This is a genomic window from Mesorhizobium sp. M7A.F.Ca.US.005.03.1.1, assembly GCF_003997975.1.
GTDB lineage: Bacteria > Pseudomonadota > Alphaproteobacteria > Rhizobiales > Rhizobiaceae > Mesorhizobium > Mesorhizobium ciceri.
This window is the reverse complement of sequence record NZ_RZRO01000022.1, coordinates 64,175-70,604: the sequence shown is the minus strand read 5'-3', so window position 1 is coordinate 70,604 and position 6,430 is coordinate 64,175. Positions and strand designations below refer to the sequence as shown.

Genomic DNA, 6,430 nt, shown 5'->3' with positions numbered 1-6,430 from the left:
TACCGGTCTGGAGGCTGACAGCCCGATGCCTGAGATGCCCGAGATCGAGCGTCAGCTGGACCGGCTGAAGATCGAGCGCGAACGGCTGGGCGCCGTCAATCTGCGCGCAGAGGAAGAGCAGAAGGAGCTTTCCGACCGGCTGGAGGCGATCGTGTCGGAGCGCGAGGACATCATCGAGGCGATCCGCAAGCTCAGGCAGGCGATCCAGAGCCTCAACCGCGAAGGCCGCGAGCGGCTGCTTGCCGCCTTCGATGTCGTCAACGGCCATTTCCAGCGGCTGTTCTCGCATCTGTTCGGCGGCGGCACGGCGGAATTGCAGCTGATCGAATCCGACGATCCGCTCGAGGCCGGCCTCGAAATCCTGGCCCGCCCGCCCGGCAAGAAGCCGCAGACCATGACGCTGCTGTCGGGCGGCGAGCAGGCGTTGACGGCGATGTCGCTGATCTTCGCGGTGTTCCTGACCAATCCGGCGCCGATCTGCGTGCTCGACGAAGTCGACGCCCCGCTCGACGACCACAATGTCGAGCGCTTCTGCAACCTGATGGACGAAATGGCCGCCACCACCGAGACGCGCTTCGTCATCATCACCCACAATCCCATCACCATGGCGCGCATGAACCGGCTGTTCGGCGTCACCATGGCCGAACAGGGCGTCAGCCAATTGGTGTCGGTCGACCTGCAGGCGGCCGAGGCCATGCGCGAGGCAAGCTGACCCAGGTCAGCGCTGGCTGGAATGGGCCGCACCGGAGCAATTTCAGGAAAAGGGTGCAAGCGGTTCTCGCTCGGCAAAAAATGTCAGGGCCGCGGACTGTGCCTGTGCGAATGATGTTTGGCCGGGGACCAGACGAAATAGAGCGAGCCCAGTTTCAGCACAGGCACCCTGTGATCCCGCTCGCGATCACGCAGTTCCCGGTAGGTCTTCACCTTCAGTGTGCCCCCCGGCAATCTGATTCGCAAAGCCATGATGCATAGAGCTTACGTGCTTTCTCCAGACGATGGAAGATTCATTTCAAGTTCCTCATCAGTATTCGAGCTCCTGGAGGGGCGATCAGGAATTGTACTGGGCCACCAGATGACGAAATATTTGCCAAACTGCCAGACCGGGACTTCGCCCTTGTACTCTCGCCGCCGCAACTCATAACGTTGCTTGACCTTCAATACACCGCCCGGAAGCCTGATCTTGATCGTCATCGTCCCTCAATACTGATGGCGCACTTCCTGGGTGCCGCGCCCAAAATATCTGTCCGGCCAAGTTAGAAAAATCGCTCACTCTCGGATCGGATCGTTGCAATCCGATTTCGCTGAGTCAATGGAGCCGAGGGCGAACTCCTGTGGCTATCGGCGCCGTGCAGATAAGGCTTGAGAGCGGGCTCAACCTCTGCGCCGCAAGATCCAGTTCACACAGATCACGGCCACGAGGCCACATGCGATGCCGGCGCAATCGGCAAACCAGTCGAACACATCCAGATCGCGCCGTATCAGCGCCGTGCCCTGCAGGACCTCGATCGCCGCTCCAATCATGGCCAGGAAGACGATTAGTCTTGCTTTTCGATCGGGCCAGCCGAGCCCTCCAAGGAAAGTCATGACGGCAAAGGCGCTGGCGTGGTTCAGCTTGTCGGAACGGAAACCGATATCGATCCCGTACTCTTCAAGTCGGGGTATAGGCAGCAGTGCAAGGGCAAGAACAGCGGCAAGCGTGGCGAAAAAGGCGATCCGTTCGACGGCTGGATAAAATCTCATTCTGTTCCAATCTTTGCCTAGCCGCCGGGAAAGTCGAATCCGGCTCGGTATTGGCAGTTCAGGCTGAAACTCGGATCGACGGCGTTGTTCTTCTAAAGCCGCAATTTTTGCTTGAGCTTTTTCAGCCAGGTCTGTTCCGCCTCATCCTGATTTTGATGCGCCGGGACGTAGCGCGGCCGTATCTTTTTTCCTTTGATGTAGAATGGCTTTTCGACTTCTCCAACCAGATTGACGAAAAGCCGGGATTTGTTGGTGGGTTGGCGGACTGTGACGCCGTGGACCGATTCAATCGAGTTGATGAACAATACAAGAATGTTCTTGTCGTATTGAACTGTTTCGACGCATTCCAAATGGGTGTCGTCGACATAGGCATCATTGAAGAGTGTCGCTTTGGCTTTCAGCGTGGCGTATTTGGACTGGAAACGACTAATTGTCAGGTCCCCGCCAACGGCATCATAATCTTCCGGCCTCATATAAAACAGGCCAGAAAATAGCTTGTCGCCATTGTCGATGTGGCTTGTCCGCACCGAGCCGGCATTGGTCACCGGCGTGTTCCCGCTGAGCATCGCATCCATCAGTATGTCGCGCGTTGCATAGGTGTCACTAAACCTGATGCCCGCTTTCATATTCTTGAGGCGTTCATAATTGGGGTAATAATCAGGGTAAAGCTTGTGAATATCGTCGTAGAACAGGTCGGCGACCTCGCCGAAAAATGCTTGCGATACATGGTAGGCGATAAAATCGCGCCATATTTGCGGCACGGCTTCGTTCGACCGAACGCGGTGGGCCTCATAATCCCACCTGGTGTTGTTGCGGCGTGTATCGATTTCGAGCGTTTCCGGAGCGGGAAACGTGCCGTCCAATTCCTGGTAGAGATCGAGGGGAAGGGCGTCGCGCAGGATGATGTGTGGAAACGGCTCCGATCGAACGTCGGCCTTGGTGGCTCGTTGAAGGACTGAAAGCGGCTTTGACATCGATGGTGTCCCAGATCGAGTTTGTCCGAATTTGGACAGCGAGGATCGTGTTCAACCTGTTCGGGTTACCGCCTTTCAACGCATCCCTTTCTGCGTCTCGTTCAAAGATTGGAGCGTTGAAAAGGGCTCCGCATGGGCTTTTACCATTTCGCTCATTAGAATATCCGCGCCAGTCATGAGGGGCACCAGGGTTTCCGCAAAAGTGTATGTTTTGATGCCGTAAAGCCACTTCAGGTAAAGAAGGGCAGCTGACGTGCCGGAGACGCAGCCAACGATGTTCATCCGGGATACGAAAAGCTCTATCGGATATATGTGTGGCAGGTTAGCTTCCATGATCCTGGTGTTGGCGTCGGCCGTCACATTGCCAACTGCATCCAGCAATTCGGGGAAAAAGGGCTTGCTTATTCTGGGATGTTCCTTCCAGACGACGTCGTATCCCCTCTCGACGATCTGCTCCGCAATTCGTCTATAGATCGCCGCCTCTTGCGCGTACGACATTATGCGGTTTCGCGACAATGCCTGGCCGAGCAGCAGGATCCGTGGGTTGGCTGACGCACGGCAATGTTCATCGCCGCCGGAAAGCGCATCCCTGCAGGCTTCACCTATTACGTCGCGCATCAGCGAAGCGCCGACCTGAAATCTTGGTACGTTCTCCAGTGCATCGTGAATGGGGATTTCGTGAAGCAAAGAATAAAACTTCGTCACCCGTCTCAGATGGTGTCTTTCTATCCTGTCGGCCGCTTTCCTCAATCGGAACGCCGGTGAAATTGTAGAGAGTCCTGCAATCAAGACCGCGGTGATGCGTCGTCGAAACCTTGTGCCCGGCGGCCGTGCCATGGTTGCCATCTCGAATGGAAGGTATGACGTCAAGCCATCCTCATACAAAACGATCTTGGCTTCAGGGTATGAATCCAGCAGTATTTTTTCCGACGGCCGGTTAACGAAGCAGGCCCAGATTTCAGCTACGGAACTCGCGTCGAGACCAATTGTGTCTCGGATCAGACGATGGATCCGGAAAATTTGCAGTTGCCCATATTTACGCTCGGACGTCAGAAGGTCGTACGCCCATATGATCCGTCTCCAGGTCCATACTTTAGACGCAAGTTCAGCAAGACCGGTCTTGAAATGCTCGGAAACGCCGGCCGTTTCATAAAGCAGGAGATAGTCCTCATGCTCCTGATCCGCCGGGGAGCTTCCATCCATTGTTGATTGGCGAAGTGAGGCAACCAGGCTGAGCAATTGCCAGCTGCCAAAGACGCAGCATATTCGAGCTGGCAATTTAAGATCTCCAGATCGGATGGAAATAACGCTGCATGTTCCGCGATCTCAACCGCAAAATTGCTTCATATCCGACAGGCCGTGTGGCTCGGGGCGTCCCACCCGCTTCGTAATACTGCCTATCGCGTCGGTAGGAAATATCTTTCAGATGGCGGGTCTAACGTCCAAGACAGGCTAGAGTTCCGCACAATAGGCAGGCGAATTCACTTCAACTGAGCGGCAGAGACCTGTCGAGATCCGGCAATAGCACCCGGTGCGGCAGACCGCTCATGCGGTCGTCTTGCTGCTTCGGGTCCCTCTCGGCACCAAGAGCACGAATTCTCCCGGTTCTCGGGAAGGTCGTTGCCCGGGAAAGCGGGTTTCGCTGCCCCCAGTCAAAAGTAAGCTCCAGCCATGAACCGGAGCTAGATGATGACAGAGGCAGAAACCAGAATGTTTCACACACTTGATGTGCCAGCCGGTCCGGTGTGGCGGCCTGCAATCCCGGCCGACCTGACAAGGCAGGGCATGTGTGGGCGCATCTGCGCATCATGCCCGATACAAAGCCCGCACTGCCCCTCGAACGCCCTTGAGGCCGACGCTTCGGCGCAACGTCCCCGGTGAGCAGGCCAGAGCAATTCTAGGAAAAGTGTGAAGCGGTTTTCCGGCCAAAATTGCCTCAAAACAAAGAGTTAGAGCAGCTCGCCGTTTCCGTGAAACGGTGAACTGCTCTAAGGGCGGCGCCAGAAAATGCGCCGCCCTGTCGGAGGGGTCGTCCGCGATCAGGCGGCGAGCCAGGCCCGTGTGAAATCCTGCTCATAGGCCTGGTGCATTTGGTAGCCCATCAAGGAAGGTTTCATATGGCAGAACAGCTTTCGCCAGTAAGGCTGAACGATGATGCCGGAATCCTGCAGCATGACCTGGAGTTCCTTCATTACCACACGGCGCTGCTCCGGATCGGCGATGGAATTGGCCTTGTGGACCTTGGCATCGAAGTCTGGATCGGCGAACCCCGTCTCGTTCCATGCCGAACCGGTCTGATAGGCAAGCGCATAGGTCTGGATGCCGAGCGGTCGGGCGTTCCAATTGGTCGTCGCGAAGGGATACTTCGTCCAGTCGTTCCAGAACGCCGATTCCGGGATGACGGTGCGTTTCACCTTGAAGCCGGCGTCGCGCATCTGCTGGGCGACGGCATCGGAGCTTTCCTTGCGGTAGTCGGCTTCGACCGAGATCAGATCGAACTCGAAATCGAGCTGGCCGGCTTCCTTGAGCAATGCCCTGGCCCGGGCCGGATCACGTTTGATCGGCGGCAGGTCGGCGTGTTCGGGATGCATCGGTCCGACATGATCGTTCTGCGCGACGATGCCCATGCCGTCGGCGCCCAGTTGCAGCACCGCTTCGTTATCGACCGCAAGCTGTATGGCGTTGCGCACGCGCTTGTCGTCATAGGGTTTGGCGTTGACGTTGCAGCGCGAGACCAGGGTGGCGGCGGTGACGATCTCGCTTTTCTTCAGGCCCAGCCTGTCGAGCATGGCGACGTCATAGGACTGCGTCTGGCCGTTCAGGTCGATCTCACCGGATTCGAAAGCGGAGACGGTGGCGGCCGAGTCGGTGCCGTAGTCGGTCCAGTCGATGCCGTCGAGGAACACCTCACCGCCCCACCACGACCCGTCCGGCCGCTTGCGCACCGAGGCAGCAACGCCGACATCGAGTTTTTTAAGCTCGAATGGACCCGTGGAAACGGGGTTGGCCGACAGTGGCGCTGCCTTCGGATTGAACGTGCGGTGGACGATCAATGCCGGGTAGTCGGTCATCGCAGGGATAATGGTGATGTCGGGCTGCGACAGTTTCAGGACCACGGTGTGGTCGTCGCGAACCTCGATGGCACCAGTGCGCGCCACCTTGGTGTCGGGATCGATCAGGGCGGTCATGCGCCCCGCCATCGAGTTGCCGGCGGCATCCTTCTCACACCAGCGCGTGATGTTGAATGCGACATCCGTGGCGGTGAAATCGTCGCCGTTCGACCACTTCACCCCTGGGCGCACCTTGAGCACATATTCCGTGGCGTCCGCATTGATCTCCCAGCTCTGCAGCAGCACCGGCTCGAAGGTGAAATCCGGCTTCCAGCGCACCAGCGGTTCGAGAAACTGCATGGCGATGTTGCCCATCTGCGAAACCTTGAACTTGCGCGGGTCTTCCAGCTCCATCACCTGCATGGCAACACGCAGCACGCCGCCCTTTCTGGGTTGGGCGGCTTCCTCGGCCCGCGCCGGAACCGGTTGACCGATGAGCCCATAGGCAATCGCCGTGCTGGCACCGAAGGCGCTGGCCAACGCCAGGAACTCGCGGCGGCCAAGCGCGCCGCTCTTCGCGCCTTTCGCAAATGTGCCGATCGCCGGATGAAGAGGTCTGGATGTCATATCGGTTCTCCCATTGTTGATTTTACGCCCAAATTCGGT

Annotated in this window: 6 protein-coding genes; 1 reads left to right on the top strand and 5 read right to left on the bottom strand. The window is 57.7% G+C overall.

Annotation, left to right across the window (positions count from 1 at the left end):
- Positions 1 to 712: AAA family ATPase (locus EN990_RS12515; protein WP_164766112.1), on the top strand; the 712-nt coding region annotated here is incomplete at its 5' end.
- A 263-nt stretch (positions 713 to 975) separates the two neighbouring features.
- On the opposite strand, the gene EN990_RS12510 is transcribed toward EN990_RS12515, so the two are convergent.
- The 5 genes from EN990_RS12510 to EN990_RS12490 form a co-directional block, all read right to left on the bottom strand.
- Positions 976 to 1,191 carry a hypothetical protein gene (locus tag EN990_RS12510; RefSeq protein WP_082826424.1) on the bottom strand — a complete coding sequence of 72 codons (216 nt, stop codon included), beginning with the start codon at positions 1,189 to 1,191 and terminating at the stop codon, positions 976 to 978.
- Between the two features lie 180 nt (positions 1,192 to 1,371).
- The gene (locus EN990_RS12505; protein ID WP_013532752.1) at positions 1,372 to 1,740 is read right to left on the bottom strand and encodes a hypothetical protein; all 369 of its coding nucleotides are present in this window, start codon (positions 1,738 to 1,740) and stop codon (positions 1,372 to 1,374) included.
- Between the two features lie 92 nt (positions 1,741 to 1,832).
- The gene (locus tag EN990_RS12500) at positions 1,833 to 2,714 is read right to left on the bottom strand and encodes a hypothetical protein (protein ID WP_127369182.1); all 882 of its coding nucleotides are present in this window, start codon (positions 2,712 to 2,714) and stop codon (positions 1,833 to 1,835) included.
- A gap of 75 nt (positions 2,715 to 2,789) precedes the next feature.
- Complete coding sequence (locus EN990_RS12495) at positions 2,790 to 3,992, bottom strand: alpha-2,8-polysialyltransferase family protein (RefSeq protein WP_245465026.1); 1,203 nt, start codon at positions 3,990 to 3,992, stop codon at positions 2,790 to 2,792.
- Between the two features lie 761 nt (positions 3,993 to 4,753).
- The gene (locus tag EN990_RS12490) at positions 4,754 to 6,391 is read right to left on the bottom strand and encodes an ABC transporter substrate-binding protein (RefSeq protein ID WP_127369181.1); all 1,638 of its coding nucleotides are present in this window, start codon (positions 6,389 to 6,391) and stop codon (positions 4,754 to 4,756) included.
- Positions 6,392 to 6,430 lie beyond the last annotated feature (39 nt).